Source organism: Paenibacillus lignilyticus (assembly GCF_017942085.1).
GTDB classification, from domain to species: Bacteria; Bacillota; Bacilli; order Paenibacillales; family Paenibacillaceae; genus Paenibacillus_Z; species Paenibacillus_Z lignilyticus.
On record NZ_JAGKSP010000002.1, the window covers coordinates 1 to 26,076 of the forward strand.

Consider the following 26,076-nt stretch of genomic DNA (forward strand, 5'->3'; position numbering starts at 1 on the left):
GGCGCCGGCGGCGCCGCGTGCAGCAGCGCTGCGGCAGCGCCGATGAAAGCGGCGCCGGCCAGCGCGGCGAAGCTGCCAAGCGGCGTGACCCCGCCGCTCGTGCCGGGCGCGACGCGACGCCCGCTAAGCAGGGCACGCGGAGCGCGGCGGCTGAGCGCGCCGATCTCCGTGGCCCACGTATCTGCGTTCACGGCGGCCATGGCGCCGACGAACGCCTACACCCATGCTGCCGCGGGCCAGATCGCATGCCCCGCGCACAGCAGCAGCCCCAGGCCGCCATTGGCCCATACCTGAGCGGCGTCTCGCCGGCCGCTCTTGGCGTACTTCGCCTCGGCGGCCTGCTTGGCGGAATGTCTTCGCTTCCACTTGGACCACAGCGAAGACGACAAGAAGAAAGCCAGCAGCGTGCCGAACCACAGCGGCCCGCCTAACGCCACATAGCCCGTCCCCATGACGGCAGCCGAAACAGCCCCGCTCCCGGATAACGAGCGAAGCCGATAAGCCGCCAATGCGATAGCGGCGCTTCCGATCATCCCGGCCGCCAGCCGCCCTATGGCCGAACTCCAAATCTCAATCATCCTATCATTCACGCTCCATACTCCCATTTTTTACATATGCTTTAGCAGGATTCGTTAAAGTTATGTTGAATTGATTATGTCGAAGAATACACTTTTATGTCATCTAAGGAGCGTTCGATTGCATATGTATGATCGTCATCTACGTCATGAAGAAATTCTCCCACACTCTGACGCCGCAAACGAACGGACGCCGGAAGAGCTGCTTCGTATCATATTTGATTATACCGCCAAAATCGGAGGAGAGCGAAACTTAAAGAGCGTCCTCCTGCTCATGGCCAATATGGGCCGCGAGATGATCATGGCAGACCGATGCACAGTGTGGCTCATCGACCATGCCCGCCAAGAACTGTTTACAACCATAGCCCATGGCGTCAATGAAATTCGCATCCCGCTCGGCACCGGCTTCGTCGGCCATTCGATCGAGACCGGCGATTATTTATTAATCGACGACGCCTACAGCGACCTTCGACATAATGACGAGAACGATCGCCGCACCGGCTACCGAACCAAATCGGTGATAACCGTCCCCTTCGTAGGCAATGACGGAACCATTATCGGGGCTTATCAAGCCATTAACAAGCTGACGCCGCAAGCGGTCTTTACGCAACGCGACCTGGACCATTTGAAGCTGGCAGCCTCCTACGCCGGCAAATCGCTGGAATCGGTTATTCTCCATGAGGAGATCGTCGCAACGCAGCGCGAAATCATTACCGTCATGGGAGAGATCGGCGAAAGCCGCTCCAAAGAAACCGGCAACCACGTCAAACGGGTAGCTGAATATTCCTACATCCTCGCGATCGGGTACGGGCTGCCGCCAGAAGAAGCCGAGCTGCTCAAGATGGTTTCGCCTATGCATGATATCGGCAAGGTGGCCATCCCCGACGCCGTCCTGCTCAAGCCCGGCAAGCTGACCGAGGAAGAGTTCGACCAAATGAAGCTGCACACCGATATCGGCTATCATTTGCTCAAATCGTCAAGTCGCGAGCTGCTCAAAACCGCCGCGATCGTCGCCTATCAGCATCATGAGAAATGGAACGGCAAAGGATACCCGAGAGGACTTAGCGGAGAGGATATCCATCTCTACGGACGGATTACGGCCATTGCAGACGTATTCGATGCGCTCGGCAGCGATCGCGTGTACAAGAAGGCTTGGGAGCTTGAACGAATTCTGCAGTTATTCCAAGAAGAACGCGGCAACCATTTCGACCCGCAGCTGGTTGATATCCTGATGGAGCAGCTCCCTGCGATTCTCGATATTCGAGATCGGTTCCGTGACATATAACCTATACGTCAAAATAAATGGTGGTGCAGAGTCCTGACTCTGCACCACCATTTTCGTTATATGCTCTCATTCTTCGCCTGCGCGAAGCGATCCGGATAATTCGTACAAATCATTAAGGCGCTGTCGAGCGCGGCGAGCCGCTTCATCATAGGCGCATCATTCACGGTCCATGCCATTACGTCGACCCGTGCAGCCCGCAAAGAAGCAAGCAGCTGATCCGTTACACGCGTATAGCCGACGGATAAGAAGTTAGCGCCTAAACGCTCCAAATCCGTTACCAGCGTCCAAGGTGACGCATCCAGGATAAGTCCTGTCCGGACCTCCTTGGACAGCTCACGCACCGTCCGCAGCGCCTCTCGGTCAAAGGACGTGATGACGGCATCATGCTGCAATCCGTTCTGGTACAGCAGCTCGACGACCTTCTTCTCCATGCCGGGATAGCGGCCTCCGTAGGTTTTGAGCTCCACATTAAGCCGGCAGCGTCCGATTGTGGCGTCTGCCACTTGCTGCAGCGTCGGAATGCCTTCACCTGCAAAAGACTTATCGAACCAGCTGCCTGCATCCATCTTGCCAAGCTGCTCCGCCGTGAATTCATGAACACGCCCCGCCACTCTGGCCGTTCGACGTAACGAGTCATCGTGAATGACAACGGGAATCCCGTCCTTCGACATCTGAACGTCAAGCTCGATCCACTGCACGAACGGAAAACTAAGCGCCTCCCGAAAAGCGGCCATCGTATTCTCCGGCGCAAGTCCTGAAGCTCCGCGGTGGGCAACACACGGATTCAACATCAGCTTCACTCCTTAGGTTGAATGTTCCCTGCTTCATCCACTGTTGCATGGAAGGAAATACTCGACATGCGCTTCAGCAGAGCGACTCCCTCTTCTCCTGTCAAAGGCGCCGGCTGCGACTGCACCGCGCGCATCGGATTAAATTTCAACGCGCAATCGCCTTTCTCATTACAGGCGGCTTGGAGGACACCGGTGTCCTTCGTTTTATCCGGCGTCATGCCGCTGAATATAAAATTGCCTAAGCTGTAGGCAATCCACTTTCCTTTATAGGACTCAAAGCCTTGAAGAACATGAGGATGGCTGCCGATGACTAAATCTGCCCCTGCATCAATATATTCATGGGCTAATCTTTTCTGATCGTTATTCGGCAAATCTTCGCGTTCGATGCCCCAGTGCACCATGACGACGACAATATCGGCTTGCTTCTTCGCCTGCTTAATCGCGGCAACCGCTCGCGTAGAGTCGTAGGTTTCCGCCAATCCCGCATGATCCTTCGTAGCCTTCCAGGAGCCGACGGGGACTACTCGCGTTAATCCAAGATACGCAACGCTAATTCCTTTGGCCTCCAGCAGTACGGGCTTGAACGCTTCCAGCTCATCGCGTCCGGCACCCATATTGGGAATGCCCGCTTCATCGAGGTGAGCAATCGTGTCCAGCAGCCCCTCTTCGCCTTGGTCCAGCGTATGATTGTTCGCTAAATTGACAACGTCGATACCGGCTGCCTTCAAGGCGGGAAGTGCATCCGGTGACGATTTATAGACATATTGTTTATTCTCTGCCGGCGTGCCGCGCAAAGTTACGGGCGTCTCCAAATTGACCGCCATCAAGTCCGGCGTCTTCAATTCATTCAATACTTTCGCATACGGGTAATCATAGCCGTTCTTAAGCATCAGCTTCTCTACGGAAGCCGCCAGCAGAACATCGCCCGTGAAAGACAAATTCACTTGACCGCCGTCATCCGGCGTAACCGTGCCGCCGGTCGCAGCTTCATTATCGGTCGAAGGTTCATCATCCGAGATGGGCTCATAGATGGTATGTCCCTCTGATGTTGAATCATCGGCCTCTGTTCCGGTCTCGTTCCCTGCATCCTCGGATTGGCCCGCATTATCGCTGTCGGCAGGCGCATGTTGTTCATTAGCCGCGTTGTTCAGCTTCTCATTGCCATCTTGCCGCTGCACGACATAAACGACCGCAAGTGCACCGATGATCAGCAGCAGGACAAGGTTGATCGCAAACAGGCGTTTCATTCTGCGGGCGCGTTGTTGTTTCTGATGTTGACGAGATTCAGAGCGGGATACAGGCATAGTAGTTGGGCTCCTTTTCTTCAAACGATGACCCATTCATTATACACCATAGTCCGGGCGCTTTTGGAAGCTTTTTCATATCGAATCCGGCTTCGCCGAATAATACAGCTGATCATTTTGCCTTGTTCCCGTAACAAGGCCTTGGCGCTCCAGATGGAATAAATGAGCCAGCGTCTCCGACATGGCAAACCTCAAATTATGTGTATTGCCGGCAATCCGTTCACCGAAGAGCCGCATACAAAGCCTATAACCCGTCATCGGCTCCGCTTGAATCAAACCTTGGATTTGAAGCAATCTCCGTTCATGGTGAGCGGCCAGCTCAACAATCCGTTCGCTGAAGTTCGTGAAGGGATTCCGATGCCCCGGAAAAGCAAGCTCAACCTCGTACTTCTTCAACGCCTCCAAGCTATCCAGAAACTGCCGCAGCTGATCATGGTTCTCTCCCGGCACTACGCTGATGTTCGGCGTAATATCCGGGAGCACTTGATCCCCGCATATCATCCATTTCTTAAGCGGCTCATAGAAGCACAGCTGGCCCTTCGCATGCCCCGGGCTGTCGATCATCTGCCATTCCGAATCGCCGATTGTCATCATCCGGCCTGCTTCCAGGAAGGTGACCGCCGGCTGCGGCGAAACCTTCTCCGCGAAGCTATCCAGATGCGGAGCGATTTCCTCAACAACCGACTGCGGCATCCCTTGTTCGGCATACAGCTTCGTAAGCGAAAGGGCAAATTCCGCTCCAAGGTCCGCTCCCCATAAGCGCTGGGTGTAGCCATACGAAAGCTCGGAAATATAGACCGGAGCGCCGGTCCGCTCTTGAAACCATCCCGCCAGACCGTAATGGTCAGGATGCTGATGCGTCAGAATGATGGTGTGAATCGAATCGAATGGGATCGATTGCTCGCGCAGCGCCTCGTACCAAGCCTGAACAGCTTCGTCGGTATGTAATCCCGGATCGATCAACGTATATCCGGCTGCGTCCGGGATCAAGTAGCTGTTCACCCATCTCAGCGAGAACGGCAGCGGAACTTTAACCTGAACGATGCCTCCGTGCCACAGTGTCACCTTCGATTGTGCCCCTTCACTCACGATAACGCCCTGCCTTTCAGAATCATCCGCGGTGAACTCTTCTCCTCATAAGGTCGCCCTTCATAATCCCCGTAGCGATGCTCCAGCTCGAGCCCCGCTTCCCGGAGTGCTTGTTCAAACCAAGGCAACGGAAACAAGCGAACCCGCTCCACGTAATTGCGAGATGCCTCAGTCCCTTCTTGCGGGGTAATATGAATTTGCTTCACCACCCAGCCATCTGCAATAGCCCGCTGTTCCCTGATATGCAGCCTTGTCAGCTCATCCGTACGCTCCGAATGCGGCACCAGATTGGCGGCAACATAGGACGGATTCATAAAATCAATGAGGAAAGCCCCTCGCGGCTTCAGCACTCTGCGAATCTCTCGGATGACGCGGTGGTTGTCCGCTTCCATTTCGAAATAGCCGAAGGACGTGAACAAATTGACGGTCGCATCAAAGCTGCCGTCTTCGAAAGGCAGCTCCCTCATGTCGCCTTGTATGAGGGAATGAATATGTCCTTGCTCATTGCACTCGCGTGCTTTCTGAAGCAGCGATTCGGACAAGTCGATGCCCGTAACCTTGTAACCAAGCTGAGCCAGGGCAAGAGCATGCCGGCCCATTCCGCAGCCGATATCAAGTACGGAGGCACCCGGTGCAAGCTCCAGCCACCCTGCCATGGTTTCCACCTCACGCGCCGCTTGCTCCCAGTTGCGGTGCCGATACACGACCATATAATCAGAGCCGAAACTGCGCTCATACCAATTCGCCATACCTGCTTCCCCTCTCAATTCCATCTCTGTTTTTATGACTACTATTGTACTTCACCCTCCGCTATTCTGGCAAAAGACTCATGCAGCGGCATAATTTGCATCCTAAATATCCATACTATGCCATGTTGTTATCTTCACGGTCAAACATGTTCCGGAAAGGGGAAGCCGCTATGCTGAATCGAATTAATACCCTGTTTGCGGAGTCGCGGGATCTGACGATGAATCGCCTGCAAAACGATACGCTTTCGATCGAAATCGCTTATATTGCGACGCTCTGCGACGAAAGTAAAGTCAGCGACTTCATTCTTGTCCCGTTTACGAAGCAAGAGCATCCTTTTGAAGAACTGGTTTTGACCAATCCCGTATTTAAGCGCCTTGATGACCCCGCCAAATGGGCGGATACGATTCTGCATGGCTTTGTACTGATCCAATTAAACGGAAAAATATATCAGCTTGATGCCGCGCGTATTATCCGAAACGAAAATCCGCAAACGATGGTCGAAACGGTCATTGCCGGCCCGCAAATCGCGTTAAGCGAAGATCTGATCGACTCCGTCAATATTATTCGCAGCCGCTATCCGAACCCGGAGCTCGCTGTCGAGGAGCGCACGGTCGGCACGATGTCGAAGACCAGAGTTCTGCTGCTCTTTGATAAACGACGTGTAGATCCGACCGTCCTTACCGGGGTTAGAGAGAAGCTCGACCGTGTATCGATACCGATGATTTCGGCGACCGGGGAATTAGCCAGAGCTCTTGGCGACCGGTATCGGCTCTTTCCGACCATGATGCTGACAGAGCGTCCCGACCGCGTATGCACGGGCATACAAGACGGCAAAATCATTCTGCTCATTCAAGGTTCGATGTTTGCGCTTATTTTGCCTGCGACGTTCTTCAACTTTATGAATGCAGTGGATGACCACTACGATTCGTTCTGGATGACGCGCTGCCTGCTGGCACTCCGCTATATGGCCGTTATCCTTACGGTCGCATTGCCGGCGCTTTACGTGGCGATCGTCTCCTATAATCCGGAGCTCTTCCGGGTCCAATTAACCTTCTCGATTGCAGGCAGTAGATCTGCTGTGCCTTATCCTTCTTTCATCGAAGTGTTTATCATGCTGTTTATGATCGAAGCGCTCATTGAAGCCAGCGTCAGGCTGCCCAAATATATCGGTTCGACGGCGACAACCGTTGGCGGTCTCATTCTCGGACAAGCGGCACAGCAGGCAGGACTCGTCAGCAGCATCATGATTATAGTGACCTCCGTTGTGGCCATATCCAATTTTGTCATCCCCGTCAACAATATGTCGGGGTCGATCCGTTTTCTGAAATACCCGCTTATTATCCCGGCGATATTCTTCGGCATATCGGGGGTGACCATTGGGTTGTTCTGTTATTTGGTCTATTTGGCCGATATGCGGAGCTTCGGAAAACCGTACTTTCGCATCATTAGCAAATCAGCCTCGCAAAGCGGCGACATCGGGCAGGTGAATAATGAGTGATTCGTTACTATTATTACAATATCATTCTTGTCAGCATCCTGAATCTCATGCTGTTTGTTCCGTATTTGCTTCTTAATGACCGTTATACGGGCTCTGTGTCCTCCATGATTTGCGCGGCTTTCTTCGGCAGCTTCTTGGCGCTAATCTTTACCCATGTCATGAAAACCTTCCCGGGCAAAGGACTTCCGGAAATCTTGGCGCTCTTCTTCCCCAAGTATATCAATGTCCCCATATTGATACTCTTATCTGCCATGTGGTATGCGGCTGCCGGGATCGCCATTATTGCGTATGCGGTGCTCATTAATCGCTTTTTCAACCCGGATACCAGCTCGATGCTCGTGCTGTTAATTCTTGTCGGGGCATGCATATACACGGCGACACGCTCTACTTTAACCGTTTCGCTGATTATGGAAATGACCTTGCTCATCAATCTGCCGATCGTGTTCTTCATTCTATTTAAAGCGTCGACCAATCCGTTTCTGGACTGGGATGCCATTCGAACCGTCGCTCAATATTGGCGAGTTCCGCCCAAGCTTGAACCTTTTGCAGCTGCGACCTATGTATTTACGGGGTATACCAACTATGCCATATTCAATCGACTTAACCCGCCGAATTTCAGGTTTCGCTTCCGCTGGGCGCTTCCAATCATCTGCACCCTGATTCTATTTCTCTCTTTCTTCGTGCCGATCGGATTTCACGGAACGGAAGCGGTCGGTTCGTATTTGTACGTTTGGACGGTAACCTCGGATTCGATGGTGCTTGGTTACGGGTTCATTGAACGGGTCATCTTCTTGTTTCTGTTATTGTATCTAAACCTCACGCTCCTTTATACGACGTCGGGCTGGCACATTGCCATGGAGATGATCAAGAGCTGTTTGCCCAAAGCAAAGCCGCATATCGACCCAACGCGCACAGCTGCCTCAAATTATGTGATTGTATCGATTTTTGCAGCCTTAACGATGCTGTCGTTCTACACCTTTAATGAAAAACAGAGCTTATACATTACCAGAAGCTGGCTGTTGATTCGGTTATTTTCCGAAACGGCGACCGTTCTGTTCCTTGTTATTCTAAGTTTGATCGCACGTCGAAAGAAGATGAAAACATGAACGTAAGAAGTCCGGCAGTAAAACTAACCCTGATCGTGCTTATCACCGTACTGCTTGGGGGGTGCGGCTTCAAAGATATCGATAAACGGTTCTTCGTCATTGCCATGGGGATCGATTCCGCCGACGAAGGAAAGAAAGGCTTCAAAATCACGCTTCGACTCGCCATTCCATCACCGAAGGTAGAGCCCGGAGCAGCCCAAACGCAAGTGGAAACCATTCAGGCTTCCACCATTGCCGAAGCTCTCCGATTACTGAAATCCCATGTGGATAAGGAGCTGGATTTCGGGCATTGCAAGCTCTATCTGCTGGGCGAAGGGCTTGTTAAATCGGATTATACGCCTACCCTTCGGTGGATATCCCGGCGCCGCGATGTGTCGAACATTGCTTATATGGCTATCGGCAAGCCGGATGCGAAAACGATTCTGAATGTCAATCCGCCCGCTGAACGATTTCCGGGGAATACGATCTTCCTGTTTTACGGAAAAGACGGCACCCAGTCCTCCTACATCGTCAGTGTCTATATGTTTGACTTCATGCGGCGCGTCGATGAACGCGGCATGGATCCGATTATGCCGATCATGCGGCAAGAGAAGAATGGGTACGTGGTTTCCAAGCTGGGACTGCTTGATAAGAGTAGGCTCGTCTTGACGCTCAATGCCCGCGAAACAGAAATGTATAACCAAATTCGCAATCACTATAAAAAGTCGACGGTAACGGCAACGATTAAAGGGGATACGCTGGTCATCTCCGTTGAAAGAATCAACTCGAATTACCGAATCGTCAAAGAGCGAGATGGTTACGTGCTGAAGATGAAGCTGAAAATCGGCGGTATATTCGAGGAGGCGCCCGGCGGAATCTATGATCAGGATTGGAAGGAGCTTGAGAAGGCCTTCGATACCCAGGTTGCCGACGAAGCCAAGCGCCTGCTTGAGAAAGTACAGAAAGCAGGCGTGGATCCGTTCGGGTTTGGACTTCGGTATCGCGCGACACATGCCGGAACACCGAAGACTTGGAAAGAGTGGGAGTCTATATATCCCACTTTGAAATTTGAGGTTAAAGCGGATGTAATCATCGAAGGGTCTGGTTTAACTCGCTAATCGGTAACGGCCGGTCACCTTTGAATTAAGCGATTCGTGCGTCGCAGCTCTTGCAGGGTAGCGGCACCAATGCCGAACATTGCAGTACGCAGCTCGAACTCGATGCGCTCCATTTGGCGTTGCAGCGTTTCGCTTCCGCCCGAGGATTGCGGTTCTGCCGCACCGGCCAACAGCGATCGGCCGTAACCCGCCAAGTCTGCGCCGAGCGCGACCGCTTTCGCGGCATCCACGCCTGTGTGCAAGCCGCCGCTCGCAATTAGAGTACCTTCCGGAAGCGCGGACCGGACGTCTCGCACACATGCTGCAGTCGGCGTCCCCCAGCCTGCGAAGGCAGATGCGGCTTCGGCGCGCAGCGGGTCGCGGGCGCGGTATTTCTCCACCTGGCTCCAGGATGTTCCGCCGGCTCCGGCAACATCTATGAAGGCAACGCCTATTTGATGCAGCCGGAGTGCCGTCTCGGCATCGATGCCCCAGCCGACTTCCTTCACGCCGACCGGAACATGCAGCTTGCGGCATACCTCGGCGATTCGCTGCAGCAGGCCGCGGAAATTCGTGTCTCCTTCCGGCTGGAACACCTCTTGCAGGCTGTTCAAATGCAAGACAAGCGCATCTGCTTCGGCAAGCTCGACGGCAAGCCTGCATTCATCGACGCCATAGCCGTAATTGAGCTGAACCGCACCTAGGTTAGCTATGATCGGTATGGTCGGCGCTTGCTTGCGCACATGGAATGTCGAAGCGAGTGATTCCTTCTCTATGGCAGCCCGCATAGAGCCGAGCGCCATCACCCAGCCCCTGGCCTGCGCGGCATCGGCAAGTCTTTCATTAATAACAGCCGTCTCCGCCGTTCCTCCGGTCATCGAACTAATGAGCAGCGGTGCGGCAATCGGTTTGCCAAGAAACGATGAAGTGATGTCAACTTCCTCGAAATCGATCTCAGGGAGTGCTTGATGGCGAAACCGGTAATGTTCAAACCCCGGCTCCGTGCCCACGCTTTGCACCTCTTCTTGCAGACAGATTCGAATATGCTCGCCTTTCCTCTTCGTCGTTTGGACATGCTCCTCAGCTTGCCTGTCCATCATGGTCAGCAATCCCCCTGTCATCTACTTTTGCTGCAATCATCATGGCATATGCGCGACCTCCATAGCAAGTTTGCGGAGAATCCCTGTAATTATGATTAATATTTTCTTAATAATGATTTTTTTAATCATTTTTATTGTCGGTTTTGACAATCTCATTTATAATAAAATCATAACGAACCTTAGGGGGCACCTCATTATGGAATTGAAATGCTTCGACAACATTAGTGATCTTGACCGTTATGCTGCTCAGATTTTCGCAGATACGATTAAACATAATCCTCGCGCAACGCTTGGGCTGGCAACCGGCTCGACACCTATCGGAATTTATGGAAAAATGATTGAGATGTACAATAACGGCGAGATCTCTTTCAAGGATACCACCACATTCAACTTGGACGAATATGTTGGACTATCGCCCGACCATGAGCAAAGCTACGCCCAATTCATGAAACACCACTTGTTTGACCACATCGATCTGCCGAAGCAGCAAGCACATTTGCCAAGCGGCATGGTAAATGATTTGAAGGCGGAATGCCAGTCTTATGATCGCATGCTGGCTGAACAACCGATCGACGTGCAGCTGCTCGGCCTTGGCCATAACGGCCACATCGGCTTCAACGAGCCGGATCAAGAACTGCAAGGCGGTACGCATATCGTCGAGCTTGAGGAAGCAACCCGAGCCGCAAATGCAAGATTTTTCGATACGCCGGATGAAGTGCCGACGAAAGCCATTACGATGGGCGTAGGCTCCATTCTGAAAGCAGATTCGATCGTCCTTGTCGTCAAGGGTGCCGATAAAGCTAATATCGTCAAACAAGCGCTGCACGGTCCGATTACGACAGAAGTTCCGGCATCGCTGCTGCAAACGCATAAGAACGTGATCGTATTGGTCGATCGAGAGGCAGGGAGGTTGTTGTAAAGGATGAAACCCGCGGATAACCATTGGTTCATCACGAATGTGAAAGCAATCGTGCAAGATACGGTTGTGGAAGGCAGCATTATCGTAGAGAACGGGATTATTACAGCCATTGTTGAAGGTCAATTCCTTCCGGCTGAGAACGAGCAGCATCGGACTATCGACGGGAACGGCAGCTGGCTGCTGCCCGGTTTTATCGATATGCATGTACACGGCGGCTTCGGAGCCGACTTCATGGACGCAAATCGCGAAGCCTACGATACCATCACTCGTTATCATGCGGCCCAAGGCACTACTCGCATGCTGGCGACTACCGTTACGGCATCCAAGGAAGCTATCGAAGCGGTGCTGGCAGCTGCCAACGACTATGTTAGCGGTGAAATGGACTATGCCGCGCTTGGCGGCGTTCATCTGGAAGGTCCGTTCATCAGCGAGCTGTGGCCCGGCGCTCAGAACCCGGCCTTTATATCACCTCCACGCGTCGACTGGGTCAAGTCGTGGAATGAGCAGTATCCCGGACTTATCAAACAGCTCACCTTGGCTCCGGAGAAAGAACGGGCTTGCGAGCTGATCGCCTACCTCGCAGAGAGCGGTATCGTTGCCGCTTGCGGACACACGGATGCTACCTACTCGCAGGTTACTGCTGCGGCTGACGCTGGTTTAACGCAAGCGGTGCATACGTTCAATGCGATGCGAGGACTTCATCATCGTGAGCCGGGAACGGTCGGCGCTGTATTGACCGATCATCGCATCACCGGGGAGATCATCGCCGATGGCCATCACGTCCACCCCGCGGCAATTAGACTGCTCGTAGGCGCGAAGCCGGCCGATAAAGTCGTCCTGATCACGGACGCCATGTCGGCTGCAGGACTTGGCGACGGCGACTATGATCTCGGCGGACTTATCGTAGATGTGAAGCAAGGCGTGGCCCGTCTCCGCGAAGGCGGCAGCTTGGCAGGCAGCACGCTGACCATGATCGATGCGTTCCGTTACATGCTTACACACACGGATCTGAGCCCCGCAGAAGTAAGTCGTATGGCCAGCGGTAATCCGGCTCGTCAATTAGGACTTGCCGAAGTGACCGGCTCCATTGCGGTCGGTAAACGGGCCGATCTGGTTCTTACGGATGCGGCGTTTACCGAAGTAAGCCATACTTGGGTGAATGGCCGCCTTGTACACGGCAGTTAAGATGAACGCAAAGAAGGGTTATGCAGCTTGGCCGCCGTCGTAATTGCGGCCGCTTGCTGCATAACCCTTCTTTATTTAGTAAGAGTGCGTTTGTTATTTCTGTCTGATGAGCTTCGTAATCCGACCGTCGAAAATCCATTCCGCTACGTAGACATTGCCTTGCGAGTCTACGCATACGCCATGCGGCGAGCTGAATTTATCAGGGCGGTAATAGGATTTCGGCAGATTCGGCCAACCCTGCTGTTTGTAAGCCTGTTGGTCTTCTCCGAGATGCGTGATCAAGCGATCATTCTTATCCAGCACTGTGATGCGGCTGTCCAGATCCGGGATGTAAACCTCATCGCCGAAGAAATAGAAGCTGCATGGCAGGTCAAGGTTATGATCGACGAAACGTTTATGCTCGCCCTCTAGCGTGAACACTTGAATGCGGCTGTTTCTGCGGTCTGCCACGTAAATTTCCGGCTCATCGCCGCGCAGATTAATGGAAATACCATGCGGTTCTTTCACTTTACCGGGCTCGGAGCCGCGGCCGCCCCAAGAGCGGATATAGCTGCCTTTGGCATCGTAGTGATGAATATAGAATTGACCGTAGCCGTCGGAAACGTAAATGTCGCCGTTTGGCGCGACGCACACGTCAGTCGGAACGTAGCGGCGCTCCGCATCATACAGATCCGGACGATCAGGTCCGCCGATTTCAAGCAATACGTCGCCGGAGAGGGTCGTTTTGACCACAAGCGCACGGTTTGTATCTGCGAAATACAAATATTCGATGCCGTCAGCGTCGCGGTGCAGGTAGAAGCCGTGAGCGCCTCCCTCAAATTCCGCCCCCCACGAGGTTAGGAAGTTCCCCTCTTTGTCAAATACGACAACGGAATCTTTGCTGGTGTTATGTACGTAAACGTTATCATTTTCATCGACGACAATACCGTGTGTATAGCCGTAAGCAATTCCTTCAGGCAGCTTGCCCCAGCCTTGCGCGACTTCATAGGAGTGAGATTCGTTACCGATAATCAATTTTTCTGACACGTTCACATTCCCCTTTCAAGTTTTCGTACAATCCCAAGTATACCAAAATCGGGCAAAAGCAAAAGTAATATTTTAACAAAAAAGCAACATCTGCATGGATTCCCCTCCATTACGATGTTGCTTCCTTCTTGCTCTATATGTAGCTGTGATAACAGGCTCACTTATGTTTAGATCGAAGCTTCCTGCTCCCCGCTTGCAATGACCGTTTGAATGCCATGCGCATTGGCGATTGACGCCAGCTGCTGCGGGAGCGGCCTGTCCGTTATAAAGGCTTGCAGCTCGGTGAGCGGCGCAATGGAGAACAGCGAAGTACGGCCAATCTTCGTATGATCGAACATCGCGTAGGTTGCTTGGGATCTGCGAATCATCGCTTTGGCGATCTGCGCTTCTTGCTCGGAATAGGTCGTGATGCCCCCGGTTGAGGATACACCGTCGACGCCCAGAAACATTTTGCCGATATGCAGCTGACTGATCATGCCTTCGCCGAGCGGTCCGCATAATTCAAAGCTGTTATGCCGCATCATCCCGCCTGTCACAACGACGTTGATATCGCTGCCGGCCAGCTCCATCGCGACGTTGACCGTATTCGTCACAACGGTAATCCCTCTGCGCGTTTTGAGCAGCTTGGCTAAGTAATAGTTGGTCGTGCCGCCGGAGAGACCGACGACATCGCCTTCGAAGATGAGCCCTGCCGCCGCTGCCGCAATCCGTTCCTTCTCGAGGAAAGAAAGGCCTTCCTTCTCTGCGAAAGGGAGCTCTCTCACTGCGTTCATGCCATCGTACATCGCTCCGCCAATCGTCCGAATGACCGGCTCTGATTTCTCCATCAGCTCCAAATCGCGGCGCGCCGTAGCTTCAGATATGCCAAATCGTTCTACGACCTCTTGGATCGAAACTCGTCCTTGCCGCTTCAGCACATTCATTATCTGCTCCCGCCGCCGCTGTCCTTTCGACGATTGCACATCCGCCATTTAGCGTTCCACCCAGCCTTTGTCCGATAATCTGCGCTCAACCGCCGTCCAGTCAGGAAGCGCTTCCCAGTCACCGCGCATCTGAACGACCAATGCGCCGCTGATGCTGCCCAGACGAACAGACTCAAGGGCACTCATGCCTTTAAGCAGTCCCGCCAAGAAACCGGAGCAGAACGCGTCGCCGGCCCCTACCGTATCGATTACACGATCAACCGGATAGAACGGCACTTCGACCGCTTGTCCATTCTCCAGAACGACTGTCGTATCCCCGACACCCTTGATGATGCTAATTGCCGAAAGCTTCGACAGCTCCGCCTTCACCGCTTCGAAATCATCATTGTTATAGAGCAACCGCAGCTCATCCCAGCCCGGCAAGAAATAATCCGCTTGCGCCGCAAGCGGCATAACCGCTTCACGCGCTTCCTCGATCGTCCACAGCTTCAGACGCAAATTCGGATCGAAGGAAATGCGAACGCCGGCTTCCTTTGCAGCAGCCACAACGGCGAAGATCGTTTCGCGGCAGCTTTGGCTGAGCGCCGGCGTAATGCCGGAGATATGCAATATTTTGCAGCCGCGGATGTAATCCAGATCAAGCTGATCCGGCTGCATCTGACTGGCAGCGGAGTGTTTGCGGAAATAGTGGACGGCAAGTTTCCCTGCCACCATTTCACGGAACATCATCCCTGTCGGCGCCCCTTCAACCAAGCTCGCACGCGACACGTCTACTCCCTCACCGCGAATGCGCTTCATGATCGCGCGGCCGAACGGATCATCGCCTAGCGCGCCGAACCAGCCGACTGATTCGCCTAATCGAGCAACTCCGATGGCCACATTGCTCTCCGCTCCTCCGAAGCTTACTTCAAGCGTAGGGGCATTCTCGATACTTTTATATCCCTGCGGCATAAACAAAGCCATCGTTTCCCCGAACGTTAATAAATCCGGCACTGCATTCGTCAACGGTTATCCCTCCAATGTGACTTACATCGTTTTGATAATCGGATATTTCATGAAGTAAAGAATTACAACATAGATAACAAGAATGATTAGACTCAGTACACGGGCTTTGCCAATATGAGCCGTCGCACTCTGACCGCTCTGAATCTCGGCTGCAATCCGCTTCAGCGGTTTCGTTACAATGCCCCCCAGCGCGGCAATAGCTAAGAAGAGCAACGTAACAATAATCATCCAAATTACTTCATACTCACCTTGCGACATTAAGTAACCGCCTGTCAGCAGCTGCAGGACGAGAAAATATTGGGCAATTCGGTTTGCGGAAACAAGACCTTCGGCAAGGCCTGCTTGTCCGGAGCCGTCTAGCTTGGATGCGCGTCCGACCATCAGCGGCAAAACGAGGTAAAACCCCATTCCGGCTGCACCGAGCACGTGCAAAAACAACATGAAATTCAACATCCGTACGTCCTCCTAAATTGTATTATGATCTTTACAAGTATACTAAAATCGGCGCCGCAATTCAAAGAAACCCGTTTACTCTGCGGCAGGTAACAATCGGTGCTTCACCATAACCGCTTTGATTGCAAAATATTCGACATCATCCGGGAGCGCTTCCTTGATCGGCTTGAGCTTATCTGCCCCTACTTGCTGGATGGCTTCCACAATCTTAGCCTCATAATGCTGTGGAATAAACGTATCCCAGTCCAGCTCCTCGCCCTCCTGCGCACATCGCAGCAAATGATTCTCGATCGTCACTCGCCCCATACCGCGTATCGAGGCGATGTCGGCGATCGAATGGCCCAGGCCAAGCAGCGTTAATGACTGCATGTGGCTTGATAATCCCTCCAACTCGGCTTGGAGTGCACCTGTGAGCGCTTCAGAAGGCTTCTCACGCTCTACGCGAGGCGCTGGCGAGGCTGAATCAACATACGGCTGTGGAAGCTGCGAGAATGGCGCAGCGCCTGCCTCTGCCGTTACATCTCCTTTAAACGATCTTACGATCGCAATTACTTCGCCGCCGTATTTATTCGCCTTGGCAGCCCCGATGCCTTTCACGCCAAGCAGCTGCTCGGTGTTCACGGGCTGCCGATCTGCAATTTCTCTTAGTGCCGCGTCAAAAAACAGCATAAAAGGCGGGACATGCTCTCTGGCTGCCGTAACTCGGCGCCATTCCCGCAGCGCTTCGAACAGCGGCGTGTTCGCCGATGCGACAGACGTGCCTTCAGATGCTCTTCTTTTGGCTGCTGCGCTTTGTCTGCGATGGACCGTCACTTTCCCCTCCAGTACGGGCAGAGCTTCCGCTGTGAGTGAAACCGTCGGATATTCGCCCTCGCTGATTCGCAAATAACCTTCTGCCACAAGCCAGTACAGCAGGTCCGTAATTTCTTTCTCAGCCCAGCTCCTCATGAGTCCATGCGTCGACAGCCGGTCTAACCCGAACTCAATGATCCGTTTCTCTCTCGAGCCCTTAAGTACCTTGGCTGCAAGTGATATTCCGAATCTGCCCTTGAGCCTTCCCACGCAAGATAACGCCTTCCTTGCATCCTCAGTCGTATCGATCAACGCGCTTTGGTCCAAGCAGTTGCTGCATTTTCCGCATTCCGGCACATCCGACTCGCCAAAATATTTCACGATATACTGCAGCAGACATTTCTCCGACCTGCTGTAATGCATCATCGTATAGAGCTTGTTAAGCTGAACGGTCTTCCGCTCCGGATCGCCGGTGCTTCTGTCGATCAAGAACCGCTGCACTTGCACGTCCTGAGGCTCAAATAAGAGGACGCAATCGCTCTCTTCCCCGTCTCGGCCCGCACGTCCCGCTTCCTGATAGTACGACTCGACATCGCCGGGCATCTGATAGTGCACGACATAGCGAACGTTCGGCTTGTCGATCCCCATGCCGAATGCGTTCGTCGCAACCATCACCCGATAGTCATCGAACCTGAACTTCTCCTGCGCATCCGCGCGTTCCTCATCGCCCAAGCCGCCGTGGTATTTGCCAACCGCAATCCCGAGCCGGGTCAAATCGTCACTCACTTCCTCCGCTTCCTTGCGCGTTGCCGTGTAGACAATGCCCGATTGATCAGGACGCTGCGAAACGAAGTCGCGAAGAAATTTCCGTTTATCCGTTCCCGTCACAACGGAGAGCGTTAAGTTCGTCCGTGCAAAGCCGGTTATGAAAATATTCGGCTTGCGCAGCCCCAGCATCGCCGCGATGTCATCGGCAACTTCCGGTGTCGCCGTTGCGGTGAACGCCGCAACCGGCGGACGGTTCTCCAGCCTTCCGATCCAGCCCGCAAGCTGTCTGTAGCTCGGACGGAAATCATGTCCCCATTGCGACACGCAGTGCGCCTCATCAATTGCGATTAGCGGGATGTGCATCTGGCTCGACAGAGAGTCGAACATATTGCTGTCCAGCCGCTCGGGCGCGACATAAAGCAGTTTGTACACGCCCTCAGCCGTCTGCCTCACAACATCGCGATATGCAGCTGCATCTAAGGAGCTGTTTAAATAGGCCGCAGGTACTCCTAAGCGGTTTAAAGCATCCACCTGGTCCTTCATGAGCGAAATAAGCGGTGAGACCACTATCGTCGTTCCAGGCAGCAGCATGGCCGGAAGCTGATAACAGATGGACTTCCCGCCGCCTGTCGGCAGTATCGCAAGTGTATCTTTTCCTGCCAATACTCCTTCAATAATATCGCTTTGTCCTTTGCGGAAGCTGTCGTAGCCGTAAACTTGCTTCAGCATTTGCTGTGCTTCCGTATGCATGGGCAGCCACCTCCTTCTTAAAATTAAAAACAGCAAAACCCTGACGGGAATCTGTCAGGGTCTCATGTGCTTCATGAGTTGCGTCTTGCTCTATTAGCCGTTAACAACCGCGATTACGTTGCGAACGGAGTTAGCGGACTTCTCCAGTGCCGCTTTCTCATCTTCGGTAAGCTCCAGCTCGAATACTTTCTCGATGCCGTCACCGCCCAAAATAACCGGTACACCCATGAAAAGGTTGTTGTAACCGTACTCCCCTTCAAGCAGTGCGATTACCGGCAGGATGCGTTTCTTGTCCTTCAGAATCGCTTCTGTCATCTGAACGAGCGATGCGGCAGGCGCATAATAGGCGGAGCCGTTGCCCAGCAGATTTACGATTTCGCCGCCGCCAACGCGCGCACGCTGCACAATCGCTTCAATACGATCAGCCGGAATCAGCTTCTCAATAGGGATGCCGCCTACGTTCGAGTAACGAACCAGCGGTACCATATCGTCGCCGTGTCCGCCAAGCACGAAGCCCCGAACATCTTCCGTCGATACATTCAGCTCTTGTGCGATAAAGGTGCAATACCGTGCTGTATCCAGGACGCCGGATTGACCGATAACGCGGTTCTTAGGGAAACCAAGCGTGTTGTATGCTGCGTAAGTCATCGCATCCACCGGATTAGATAATATGATTACATACGCTTCCGGGCTGGTCGTCTTAATGTTTTCGCAAACCGACTTCACGATGCCGGCATTGGTGTTTACCAAATCGTCACGGCTCATGCCCGGTTTACGAGCGATTCCGGCAGTAATGATTACCACAGATGAACCTGCTGTATCTGCATAGTCGGAAGTACCTGTAATTTTGGAGTCTACGCCGAGAACCGGCGTCGATTCCAACATATCAAGCGCCTTACCTTTAGTCGGGTTCTCCAGTTGGGGAATATCGACCAACACAACATCGCCAAGCTCTTTCTGCGCAAGCATCAATGCTGTCGTAGCACCGGTGAAACCAGCACCTACAACTGTAATTTTATTACGTTTAATCGCCATTACAAACGGCCTCCCTTAAACAAATGTAATTACGCCTGTCTATATCCGTCATCAGCCGGCTGGGATTCCAAAGGATAAGCCCTTGGGGTCCTCCTCATGATGAGAAGGACCCCAAGGGGACGTGCTTCGTATTATTGATTGAATTACAGGTGTTTGATGATTTCGTCAGCGAATGCGGAACATTTCACTTCAGTTGCGCCTTCCATCAGACGTGCGAAGTCATAAGTAACGGTTTTGTTGTTGATTGCCGTTTCCAGACCTTTGTAGATGGAATCAGCAGCTTCCTGCCAGCCAAGGTGCTCAAGAAGCATAACGCCGGAGAGGATAACCGAACCCGGGTTAACAACATCAAGGTCAGCGTATTTAGGAGCTGTACCGTGAGTTGCTTCGAAGATTGCATGTCCGGTCAGGTAGTTGATGTTAGCGCCCGGAGCGATACCGATACCGCCAACTTGTGCAGCCAGTGCATCAGACAGGTAGTCACCGTTCAGGTTAAGCGTTGCGATCACGTCGAAGTCTGTAGGACGCGTAAGTACTTGTTGCAATGCGATGTCGGCAATAGCGTCTTTCACGATCAGCTTGCCAGCTGCTTCTGCATCTTTTTGTGCTTTGTTAGCTGCGTCAGTGCCTTCTGCTTCTTTGATGCGGTCGTATTGACCCCAAGTGAAGGTTTGGTCTGCGAACTCTTGCTCAGCCACTTCGTAGCCCCAGTTCTTGAACGCGCCTTCTGTGAATTTCATGATGTTACCTTTATGAACAAGTGTCAACGATTTACGGCCGTGTTTCAGCGCGTATTCGATCGCAGCACGTGCAAGACGTTTGGAGCCTTCAGCGGAAACCGGTTTAATACCGATACCGGACGTTTCAGGGAAACGGATTTTGTTAACGCCCATTTCGTTTTGCAAGAAGGAGATCACTTTCTTAACGGCATCGGAACCTTCTTGGTACTCGATACCCGCGTAGATATCCTCTGTGTTCTCACGGAAGATAACCATGTTTACAAGCTCAGGACGTTTAACCGGGGAAGGTACGCCGTCGAAGTAACGAACAGGACGCAGGCAAACATAAAGGTCAAGCTCTTGACGAAGCGCTACGTTCAGGGAACGGATACCGCCGCCGATTGGCGTAGTCAAAGGTCCTTTGATCGCTACGATGTATTCGCGGATTGCAGTCAATGTGTCAGCCGGAAGCCATTCGCCGTAAGCGTTGAATGCTTTCTCGCCGGCAAATACTTCGTACCATGCGATTTTCTTCTCGCCGCCGTATGCTTTCTCAACAGCTGCATCCAGAACACGCTTGGACGCTTTCCAGATGTCGCGGCCTGTGCCGTCGCCTTCGATGAAAGGAATGATCGGGTTGTTAGGGACTTGAAGTACACCGTTATCGATCGTAATTTTGTCGCCTTCAGTTGGTAGTGCGAACTTTTCGAGTTGCATGAATGAATTCCTCCTAAGATTATGCGTTGCTCCGCGAGTGCATGACTCGAAGCGCACGCTTGATTAATGAATGACGTCGGTAAACATAACATGACGGGAGCCGGCGACACAACCTAGCGGTCGTGCGCCGGCACCCCGTCGCATGCAAGGCGCCATCAGGCGGTGCCTGCTGGTGCTTAACAGCTTCATTCTTAACGCTGTGTAATCGGCGTTACTTTCTGGTCAACCGGTCCTGTGTACTCAGCACGAGGGCGGATCAAGCGGTTATTCTCGTATTGCTCGAGAATGTGCGCTGTCCATCCGGATGCACGGCTGATCGCAAAGATCGGTGTGAAAAGGTCACGCGGAATTTCAAGCGTTGTGTAAACCGATGCGGAGTAGAAGTCAACGTTCGGCTTCAGGCCCTTCTGACCGGTTACAAGCTCTTCAATCTTTACGGACATTTCGTAAAGCTCCATGTTGCCTGTCAGTTTGCCAAGCTCACGGGACATCTTCTGAAGATGCTTCGCGCGTGGATCGCCGCCCTTGTAAACGCGGTGACCAAAGCCCATGATTTTCTCTTTGTTCGCAAGTTTCGCGTTAATGTAGGATTCTACATTCTCGAAAGACCCGATCTCTTCAAGCATAACCATAACGGCTTCGTTCGCTCCGCCGTGAAGAGGACCTTTCAAAGCGCCGATTGCCGATGTTACGCCGGAGTAGATATCCGACAGCGTAGCAACCGTAACCCGTGCTGCGAATGTGGAAGCGTTAAGCTCGTGGTCTGCATGCAATACAAGCGCTTGATCCAGTGCTTTAACGGCTACTTGATCCGGCTCTTGTCCTGTTAGCATGTAGAGGAAGTTGTAAGCAATGGAGACGCCGCTCTTCGGTGCTACCGGCTCTTGACCTTGGCGAATGCGGGAGAATGCCGCAACCAGCGTAGGGATTTGAGCTTGGATCTTGATGGCTTTCTTGATATTCGCCTCTTGCGACATATCATTAGCCGATTCGTCGAACAGCGCGAGACTTGAAACCGCTGTACGAAGAGCCGCCATCGAATTTGTATTTTTAGGGTAGAGCTTCAATTGTTCCAGCACCCCTGCCGGTACAGCTGCGTACGCGCTGAGTTGTCCAAGCAACTCGTCCAGTTCGGATTGGTTTGGCAGCTTGCCGTACCAGAGTAAGTAAGCCACTTCTTCAAAAGAAGCGTGCTCCGCAAGATCATCGATGTCGATTCCGCGATATGTCAGTACGCCATCAATGATCGAGCTGATCGAGGATGTCGTTGCGACAATGCCTTCTAGACCTTTGGTTGCTGTCATGTTTCTCTCTCCTTTGACCTCTTTTTATTTAAATAATGGAGTAACAATTAACAATAATTGGATTCGAGTTCCGTATCGTCGTTTTAATCATATCGGATTTTGACCGTGAAGTGAACAAAATCGGACATAAAATTGATTTATCGGCACCATAAAGGTTTTTTCTTCACCTTTCCTGCAATGATTTTTCCCAAATTCCTACGCTTTTACCCTCACAAATAAGCACTTTATTGCGCTGTCGTGGAAATGGTAAGATGTGATAATAGAATTAGGACTTGCAGCGACAGTGAAAGGGGCTTACTTATGACGGAACAGCGTATTGGCATCATCGACATCGGCTCCAACTCGATCCGGCTTGTTATTTATGAACGGACTTCCGGCGGCGCTCATCGCGTCATTGACGGAAGCAAACGTGCGGCCCGGCTGAGCGATCAATTGGATGACGACGGCGCATTTCCTTCCCGTACAATCGACGAGCTTGTAGATATGATTAACCACTTTCGACTCATTTGTGCCCATCATCGGACAGGACTTATTCGGGCCGTCGCAACAGCGGCGATTCGCAACGCGTCGAACCGAACAGAGGTCCTGCACCAAATCGAAGCGAAAACAGGTCTTCCCATCGAATTGCTGTCGGGCGAGGAAGAAGCCGGCTACGGTTTTCTCGGCATGATCAATTCCATGGACATCCAAAACGGCTTCCTCATCGACATCGGCGGCGGGAGCACGGAAGTATCCCTTTTCAAAGACCGCACGCTGGTACAAGCCGTTTCGTTCCCGTTTGGCTGCGTCAGCATGACCCGCCGCTTTGCCAAGGGAGGCTTGTTATCGGATCAGCAGCTTCGCGAGCTGGAGCAGCATGTAACCGAATATGTTGAACGGGAAGATTGGCTTAAAACGACGCCGGGACTCCCGCTGATCGGGGTTGGCGGAACGGTTCGAGCGCTTGGCAAGGTACATCAAGCCCATATCAAATACCCTTTCGAAAGCACCAACAACTATCCGATATTAGGTCAATCGACCGATGTTTTATTCGAGCTGCTGCGCAAGGAACCGCTGGACAAGCGCAGTAAGATGCCGGGTTTGTCGAAGGACAGGGTCGATATTATCGTCCCCGGTATCGCCATTCTGCGTACGATTTATCGGCTCATCGGCTCATCGCATTACATCGTTTGTGCGGCAGGTCTTCGTGACGGACTGTTCTATGCTACTCGTTTCCCGGAACGTCCGAGACTGGATGATGTCCTTACGTACAGCGTCAACAATTTGGCTGCCCTGCACCCCGAAGCGCCAATGCAGCATACCTCACAGGTCAATCGCATCGTGCTCAGCTTGATGGATACGTTGCAATCGCAGGTGCGAAATCCGGGCCAAGCCCGGCAGCTGATCGATGTTGCCTCGATTCTGCATCGAATCGGAGCCAGCATCGATTATTATGATTATCGCAAGCACACCTTTTACCTGATGATCAATTCACATATTAACGGACTTTCTCACGTAGAGCTGCTTGTATGCGCAGCCATCGCTTCTTTCAAAGGAAAGAATCGCGTCAAGCAAATCGCCGCAGCCTATAAGCCGATGCTCAGCGAAGAAGATGTGAACGACGTTTGTAAGCTGGGCACCTTGCTGCAGCTGGCCATTGCACTCGATCGCAGTGAAACCCAAGCCATCGGCAAGCTCCACATTGAAATTGCCGGCGGGAAGCTTCATCTGCGCGCCATTCGCGCCGACGGCATGCTCTCTGTTGAACGGAAAGAAGTCGACGCGCTTGCAGGCGACTTCAAGAAGGTATGGGGACTAATTCCCGTCCTCCATTCGCCGGATCACCGATAAGTCTTCCATCTGCGTATATTTTTCGCTTGAAACTGACTCCGCAGAACCGGAAGATCGTTCTGAACAGGCTCGTAGATTCCACTTGATTGGAGCTCGCGAGCCTTTTTGTTGTCATCCAAATTAAGCCGCAGCACATTGAATAAATTTTTGCGCAATCTCGCATCAAATACAGGGCACATCAATTCAATGCGGCGGGTTAAGTTGCGCGTCATCCAGTCCGCACTGGACAAGTACAGCGCCTCTTCGCCCCCGTTATGGAAATAAATGATTCTCGAATGCTCCAAGAAGCGATCTACGATACTGATCACTCGAATATTGCTGCTTTGGTTAGGCACGCCTGGTCTTAGGCAGCATACGCCGCGAATAATCAGCTCGATTTTCACACCTGCCTGCGATGCCTCATACAGCTTATCGATCATTTCCTGATGCGATAGGCTGTTCATTTTTGCAATGATATGAGCGGGTTTACCCGCTGCCGCGTGAGCGATCTCGCGATCGATCAAGCCGAACAGCTTCTCCTTCAGGTCAGACGGAGCCACGCCGAATGCTTTCCATTCGTAAGGAGACGAATACCCCGTCACCTCGTTAAACAATGCCGAAGCATCGGCACCGATAATCGGATGTGATGTAAACAGACCAATGTCTGTGTACAATTTGGCCGTATTGTCATTGTAGTTCCCTGTGCCGACGTGCACGTAACGACGCAGCATGCCTTGTTCCCTGCGCACGACAAGCGTAATCTTGGCATGTGTTTTCAACCCTACAAGGCCGTAAACCACATGGCAGCCTGCTTTCTCAAGCTGTCTCGCCCACGCGATATTCCGCTCCTCGTCAAACCGCGCTTTAAGCTCCACGACCACTGTAACCTGTTTGCCGGACTCCGCCGCCATGGCAAGTGCCTGAACAAGCGCGGATTGACCGCTGACCCGATACAACGTCATTTTGATCGCAAGCACATCGGGATCTTCAGCAGCCTCCGCTACAAAATCGCTTACCGCCTCAAACGACTCATACGGATGGTACAGGAGCACATCCTCCTGCCGAATTACCGAGAAAATATCATCCGCATGTTCGAATTCTTGGGGATATACCGGCTCAATCCGTTCAAACAACAACGATTCATAGCTCGACGACAACGAATTGGCAAAACGCATCAGAAAGCTTAGATCGAGCGGACCGTCGATTTCGAATACATTCTCCCCCTGCTCAAGCTCTTCCTTCAACATTTGAAGCGCATAAGGGTGTATACCCTTCCCGTACTCCAAACGAACCGGAAGTCCCCATCTGCGGCGTCGAAGCTCCTTCTCAATCTCCTCTAGCAGATCCTCGGCGCCTTCTTCGTTCAGCGTAAGATCCGCATTGCGCGTTAATCGAAACGGATCAACCGCTATCGTCGTATAACCGTTAAACAGGGTGTTGATATGCCGTTCGATCAGTTCTTCAAGGAGCACAAATTCGTTCTTCTTGCTGTTCACCCGACCCGGAACGGATATAAATCGCTGCAGGATGGAAGGCACTTGAACGATCGCGAAGAACGGCTCTTCTTCCTCCGGCATATTCTCTCGTCCTAATATTACGGACAAATAAAGCTCTTTCGTATGGAGCAGCGGGAACGGACGGCTCTGATCGACCGCCATCGGCGTCAATACCGGAAACACGATATCGTGAAAATATTCATCTACAGCCTTCAGCTGCTGCACATTTAATTCTTCAATCGGACGGAAGCAGATGCCTTCCTTGGCTAATCCGCGCAGTACTTCACGGTACGTTCTGTACTGATCGGCCACCATCTGATTGGTACGTTTCATGAGTCGCTTCCACAAACCAGCCGGCGTATAGCCGGTGAAATCCCGTTTTGTATACCCTGCTTTCATTTGATCTTGTATACCCGCGACGCGCACACTCATAAATTCGTCTAAATTGCTTGAAACGATCGCAAGAAATTTGGCACGTTCGAGCAGTGGATTATCGGGGTCTTGTGCCTCTTCGAGCACTCTTCGATTAAATTCGACCCAGCTTAAGTCACGGTTTACATACGGTGATAATGTTTTGTTCATTCCGGGATCCTCCTGCTTG

The 26,076-nt window shown here is 52.5% G+C and carries 21 protein-coding genes and 1 pseudogene; 7 read left to right on the forward strand and 15 right to left on the reverse strand.

The features are described 5' to 3' along the window. Positions 1-578: pseudogene (locus I8J30_RS05190) on the reverse strand (DUF92 domain-containing protein); the annotation flags it as partial. Between the two features lie 124 nt (positions 579-702). On the opposite strand from I8J30_RS05190, the gene I8J30_RS05195 reads away from it, so the two are divergent. Next, positions 703-1,860, forward strand: coding sequence for an HD domain-containing phosphohydrolase (locus I8J30_RS05195; RefSeq protein WP_210656117.1), 1,158 nt, complete (start codon positions 703-705; stop codon positions 1,858-1,860). Positions 1,861-1,916: 56 nt separating this feature from the next. Here I8J30_RS05195 and I8J30_RS05200 read toward each other — a convergent pair whose 3' ends face one another. The 4 genes from I8J30_RS05200 to I8J30_RS05215 form a co-directional block, all read right to left on the reverse strand. Continuing rightward, the gene (locus I8J30_RS05200) at positions 1,917-2,651 is read right to left on the reverse strand and encodes a glycerophosphodiester phosphodiesterase (RefSeq protein WP_210656119.1); all 735 of its coding nucleotides are present in this window, start codon (positions 2,649-2,651) and stop codon (positions 1,917-1,919) included. A gap of 5 nt (positions 2,652-2,656) precedes the next feature. Further along, on the reverse strand, positions 2,657-3,955 hold the full coding sequence (locus I8J30_RS05205; RefSeq protein WP_210656121.1) for a CapA family protein: 1,299 nt from the start codon (positions 3,953-3,955) through the stop codon (positions 2,657-2,659). Between the two features lie 75 nt (positions 3,956-4,030). Next, complete coding sequence (locus I8J30_RS05210; protein ID WP_338044815.1) at positions 4,031-5,044, reverse strand: MBL fold metallo-hydrolase; 1,014 nt, start codon at positions 5,042-5,044, stop codon at positions 4,031-4,033. Continuing rightward, on the reverse strand, positions 5,041-5,793 hold the full coding sequence (locus I8J30_RS05215; RefSeq protein WP_210656124.1) for a class I SAM-dependent methyltransferase: 753 nt from the start codon (positions 5,791-5,793) through the stop codon (positions 5,041-5,043). The genes I8J30_RS05210 and I8J30_RS05215 overlap by 4 nt, the downstream gene beginning before the upstream one ends. A 170-nt stretch (positions 5,794-5,963) precedes the next feature. On the opposite strand from I8J30_RS05215, the gene I8J30_RS05220 reads away from it, so the two are divergent. Genes I8J30_RS05220 through I8J30_RS05230 form a run of 3 tightly spaced genes read left to right on the forward strand, consistent with a single transcriptional unit; the run spans position 5,964 to position 9,495 of the window. Further along, complete coding sequence (locus tag I8J30_RS05220) at positions 5,964-7,292, forward strand: spore germination protein (RefSeq protein WP_210656126.1); 1,329 nt, start codon at positions 5,964-5,966, stop codon at positions 7,290-7,292. Continuing rightward, positions 7,289-8,398, forward strand: a complete 1,110-nt coding sequence (locus tag I8J30_RS05225) for a GerAB/ArcD/ProY family transporter (RefSeq protein ID WP_210656128.1) — start codon at positions 7,289-7,291, stop codon at positions 8,396-8,398. The genes I8J30_RS05220 and I8J30_RS05225 overlap by 4 nt, the downstream gene beginning before the upstream one ends. Further along, complete coding sequence (locus I8J30_RS05230; RefSeq protein WP_210656130.1) at positions 8,395-9,495, forward strand: Ger(x)C family spore germination protein; 1,101 nt, start codon at positions 8,395-8,397, stop codon at positions 9,493-9,495. The genes I8J30_RS05225 and I8J30_RS05230 overlap by 4 nt, the downstream gene beginning before the upstream one ends. Positions 9,496-9,509: 14 nt before the next feature. On the opposite strand, the gene fni is transcribed toward I8J30_RS05230, so the two are convergent. After that, the gene (gene fni / locus I8J30_RS05235; RefSeq protein WP_210656131.1) at positions 9,510-10,574 is read right to left on the reverse strand and encodes a type 2 isopentenyl-diphosphate Delta-isomerase; all 1,065 of its coding nucleotides are present in this window, start codon (positions 10,572-10,574) and stop codon (positions 9,510-9,512) included. Between the two features lie 196 nt (positions 10,575-10,770). On the opposite strand from fni, the gene nagB reads away from it, so the two are divergent. Both nagB and nagA read left to right on the forward strand, forming a co-directional pair. Next, positions 10,771-11,493, forward strand: coding sequence for a glucosamine-6-phosphate deaminase (gene nagB, locus I8J30_RS05240; protein WP_210656133.1), 723 nt, complete (start codon positions 10,771-10,773; stop codon positions 11,491-11,493). Between the two features lie 3 nt (positions 11,494-11,496). Next, a complete protein-coding gene (gene nagA / locus I8J30_RS05245; protein ID WP_210656135.1) occupies positions 11,497-12,678 on the forward strand; it encodes an N-acetylglucosamine-6-phosphate deacetylase in 1,182 nt (393 codons plus the stop codon). A gap of 93 nt (positions 12,679-12,771) precedes the next feature. On the opposite strand, the gene I8J30_RS05250 is transcribed toward nagA, so the two are convergent. The 8 genes from I8J30_RS05250 to citZ all read right to left on the reverse strand — a co-directional run bounded on the left by I8J30_RS05250 (position 12,772) and on the right by citZ (position 22,170). Then, entirely contained in the window at positions 12,772-13,704 is a 933-nt protein-coding gene (locus tag I8J30_RS05250; protein ID WP_210656138.1) for an NHL repeat-containing protein, read from the reverse strand. A gap of 167 nt (positions 13,705-13,871) precedes the next feature. After that, positions 13,872-14,675, reverse strand: a complete 804-nt coding sequence (locus I8J30_RS05255) for a DeoR/GlpR family DNA-binding transcription regulator (RefSeq protein WP_210656140.1) — start codon at positions 14,673-14,675, stop codon at positions 13,872-13,874. Continuing rightward, positions 14,676-15,632, reverse strand: coding sequence for a sugar kinase (locus I8J30_RS05260; protein ID WP_210656142.1), 957 nt, complete (start codon positions 15,630-15,632; stop codon positions 14,676-14,678). Positions 15,633-15,653: 21 nt separating this feature from the next. Next, positions 15,654-16,085 (reverse strand): hypothetical protein, encoded by a 432-nt coding sequence (locus I8J30_RS05265; RefSeq protein ID WP_210656144.1) that lies wholly within the window; start codon positions 16,083-16,085, stop codon positions 15,654-15,656. 75 nt (positions 16,086-16,160) lie between these two features. Further along, entirely contained in the window at positions 16,161-18,395 is a 2,235-nt protein-coding gene (recQ, locus tag I8J30_RS05270) for a DNA helicase RecQ (RefSeq protein WP_210656145.1), read from the reverse strand. 93 nt (positions 18,396-18,488) lie between these two features. Further along, a complete protein-coding gene (gene mdh / locus I8J30_RS05275; RefSeq protein WP_210656147.1) occupies positions 18,489-19,430 on the reverse strand; it encodes a malate dehydrogenase in 942 nt (313 codons plus the stop codon). A 143-nt stretch (positions 19,431-19,573) separates the two neighbouring features. Further along, complete coding sequence (gene icd, locus I8J30_RS05280) at positions 19,574-20,866, reverse strand: NADP-dependent isocitrate dehydrogenase (protein ID WP_210656149.1); 1,293 nt, start codon at positions 20,864-20,866, stop codon at positions 19,574-19,576. A 191-nt stretch (positions 20,867-21,057) separates the two neighbouring features. After that, positions 21,058-22,170, reverse strand: a complete 1,113-nt coding sequence (citZ, locus tag I8J30_RS05285; protein ID WP_210656151.1) for a citrate synthase — start codon at positions 22,168-22,170, stop codon at positions 21,058-21,060. A 300-nt stretch (positions 22,171-22,470) separates the two neighbouring features. Here citZ and I8J30_RS05290 point away from each other — a divergent pair, with 300 nt between their 5' ends. After that, the gene (locus I8J30_RS05290) at positions 22,471-24,000 is read left to right on the forward strand and encodes a Ppx/GppA phosphatase family protein (RefSeq protein ID WP_210656153.1); all 1,530 of its coding nucleotides are present in this window, start codon (positions 22,471-22,473) and stop codon (positions 23,998-24,000) included. Here the strand turns inward: I8J30_RS05290 and ppk1 are convergent. After that, positions 23,991-26,057, reverse strand: coding sequence for a polyphosphate kinase 1 (ppk1, locus tag I8J30_RS05295; protein ID WP_210656155.1), 2,067 nt, complete (start codon positions 26,055-26,057; stop codon positions 23,991-23,993). The two genes, I8J30_RS05290 and ppk1, sit on opposite strands and share 10 nt — an antisense overlap. Positions 26,058-26,076: the final 19 nt, after the last annotated feature.

Coding starts and splice junctions, on each gene's coding strand:
- I8J30_RS05230 (WP_210656130.1), top strand. CDS start 8,395: ATGAACGTAAGAAGTCCGGCAGTAAAACTAACCCTGATCGTGCTTATC.
- icd (WP_210656149.1), bottom strand. CDS start 20,866: ATGCAACTCGAAAAGTTCGCACTACCAACTGAAGGCGACAAAATTACG.
- nagA (WP_210656135.1), top strand. CDS start 11,497: ATGAAACCCGCGGATAACCATTGGTTCATCACGAATGTGAAAGCAATC.
- I8J30_RS05290 (WP_210656153.1), top strand. CDS start 22,471: ATGACGGAACAGCGTATTGGCATCATCGACATCGGCTCCAACTCGATC.
- I8J30_RS05205 (WP_210656121.1), bottom strand. CDS start 3,955: ATGCCTGTATCCCGCTCTGAATCTCGTCAACATCAGAAACAACAACGC.
- mdh (WP_210656147.1), bottom strand. CDS start 19,430: ATGGCGATTAAACGTAATAAAATTACAGTTGTAGGTGCTGGTTTCACC.
- nagB (WP_210656133.1), top strand. CDS start 10,771: ATGGAATTGAAATGCTTCGACAACATTAGTGATCTTGACCGTTATGCT.
- I8J30_RS05220 (WP_210656126.1), top strand. CDS start 5,964: ATGCTGAATCGAATTAATACCCTGTTTGCGGAGTCGCGGGATCTGACG.
- I8J30_RS05215 (WP_210656124.1), bottom strand. CDS start 5,793: ATGGCGAATTGGTATGAGCGCAGTTTCGGCTCTGATTATATGGTCGTG.
- ppk1 (WP_210656155.1), bottom strand. CDS start 26,057: ATGAACAAAACATTATCACCGTATGTAAACCGTGACTTAAGCTGGGTC.
- I8J30_RS05200 (WP_210656119.1), bottom strand. CDS start 2,651: ATGTTGAATCCGTGTGTTGCCCACCGCGGAGCTTCAGGACTTGCGCCG.
- fni (WP_210656131.1), bottom strand. CDS start 10,574: ATGATGGACAGGCAAGCTGAGGAGCATGTCCAAACGACGAAGAGGAAA.
- citZ (WP_210656151.1), bottom strand. CDS start 22,170: ATGACAGCAACCAAAGGTCTAGAAGGCATTGTCGCAACGACATCCTCG.
- I8J30_RS05195 (WP_210656117.1), top strand. CDS start 703: ATGTATGATCGTCATCTACGTCATGAAGAAATTCTCCCACACTCTGAC.
- recQ (WP_210656145.1), bottom strand. CDS start 18,395: ATGCATACGGAAGCACAGCAAATGCTGAAGCAAGTTTACGGCTACGAC.
- I8J30_RS05265 (WP_210656144.1), bottom strand. CDS start 16,085: ATGTTGAATTTCATGTTGTTTTTGCACGTGCTCGGTGCAGCCGGAATG.
- I8J30_RS05255 (WP_210656140.1), bottom strand. CDS start 14,675: ATGGCGGATGTGCAATCGTCGAAAGGACAGCGGCGGCGGGAGCAGATA.